The organism is Glycomyces sp. NPDC021274 (assembly GCF_040641195.1).
GTDB lineage: Bacteria > Actinomycetota > Actinomycetes > Mycobacteriales > Micromonosporaceae > Glycomyces.
This window is the reverse complement of record NZ_JBFADC010000115.1, coordinates 1-1112: the sequence shown is the minus strand read 5'-3', so window position 1 is coordinate 1112 and position 1112 is coordinate 1. Positions and strand designations below refer to the sequence as shown.

The window sequence follows — 1112 nt, the reverse complement described above, 5'->3', positions numbered from 1 at the left end:
GGCGAGATCGTCATCGGCTCGGCGGGTTTCACCGAGTCGAAGGTGCTCGCCGAGATCTATTCGCGGGTCCTCGCCGATGCCGGTTACCGCCCGCGGGTTCAGACGCTGACCAATCGTGAGCTGTATGAACCGGCCCTTGAGAAGGGCCAGATCGATGTCGTTCCGGAATATGCCTCCACGCTTGCGGAATTCCTCAACGCGAAGAAGAACGGCGCCAAGGCGAAGCCGGTGGCGTCCAGCGACATCGGCAAGACGGTGGCGGAGCTGAAGAAGCTGGCCGAGCCGCGCGGACTGAAGGTGCTGCCGGCGGGCGCGGCCACCGACCAGAACGCGTTCGCGGTGACCAAGGAATTCGCCGCCCAGCACACGCTCAAGACGCTCTCCGACCTGGGCCGTTCCCAGCAGAAGATCAAACTCGCCGCGGGGGAGGAGTGCGAGACCCGGGTCTTCTGCAAGCCCGGCCTGGAGAAGACCTACGGCATCACCGTCGAGGGCATCGACCCCAAGGGCGTGGGGACCCCCCAGGCCAAGCAGGCCGTGAAGGACGGCACCGATCAGCTTGTGCTCACCACGACCACGGACGCCACCCTCGACAACTTCGGTCTGGTGCTTCTGCAGGACGACAAGAAGCTGCAGAACGCCGACAACGTCCTGCCGGTACTGAATACCAAGAGCGCCGGTGCCAAGGAGATCGAGACCGCCCTCAACAAGATCACGAACGTGCTCACCACCGAGGACTTGATCAACTTGAACCGCAAGGTCGACGCCGAGCGTTTGAAGCCCGCCGATGTCGCGCAGGCGTATTTGGAGTCCAAGGGGTTGGTCAAGAAGTAACCAGCGGGGAACGGATCCGTATGTGAGGCCCCATAGGTCTCGAACGCACGGTAAGTTTCTGGCCATGCCACGAGGACGCCACCGCCATTCCCCACCCCTCCACCGGCTGCTTCCTCCATCGACGGTCGCCGGTGCGTCAATTGCCTGCGCCACGGGAGCCTGGTTCGTCGGCGACGACCTCGTGCAACGGGTGCTCGCCGCCGGTGCCGCGGCCGCCGCGGTCACCGGTGCGGTCCTGTTGCGCTCATGGGACCGCAAGGCCGGTAAGCGGGTCGCCG

1 protein-coding gene and 1 pseudogene are annotated in these 1112 nt (G+C 64.9%); both read left to right on the top strand.

The genetic code is table 11. The annotated features are described in order from the left end of the window. Positions 1-834, top strand: an 834-nt coding sequence (locus tag AB0I03_RS26990; RefSeq protein WP_360417460.1) for an ABC transporter substrate-binding protein, incomplete at its 5' end; no start/stop codon positions are given. Between the two features lie 64 nt (positions 835-898). After that, positions 899-1112: pseudogene (locus tag AB0I03_RS26985) on the top strand (hypothetical protein); the annotation flags it as partial.